The organism is Leifsonia sp. SIMBA_070 (assembly GCF_046534635.1).
Taxonomy (GTDB): domain Bacteria; phylum Actinomycetota; class Actinomycetes; order Actinomycetales; family Microbacteriaceae; genus Leifsonia.
Genome location: NZ_JAWRYK010000851.1, coordinates 1 through 240, shown reverse-complemented (window position 1 = coordinate 240; position 240 = coordinate 1). Strand labels below are relative to the sequence as shown.

Below are 240 nucleotides of genomic sequence, written 5' to 3'. Positions count from 1 at the left end.
GGCGTGCAGACCAGGACCCGGATGCCCATGCGGTGCAGCTCGGCGGCGTAGGCCAGTTCATCCACCGATGCGGCGGCATACACGAGGACGACGTCGCGCTCCACAGTCCCGGGACCTGTCCCGTCACCGCCGGCGGCGAGCGAGCGCAGCTGGCTCATGAACGGGGTGATGCCAACGCCGGAGGCGATCAGCAGCAGCGGGGCCGTTCGGTCCCGGGGCAGCAGGAAATCACCGGCCACC

The 240-nt window shown here is 70.8% G+C and carries 1 pseudogene; it reads right to left on the bottom strand.

The features are described 5' to 3' along the window. Positions 1-240 (bottom strand): annotated as a pseudogene (locus SB754_RS22635) (flavodoxin reductase); the annotation flags it as partial.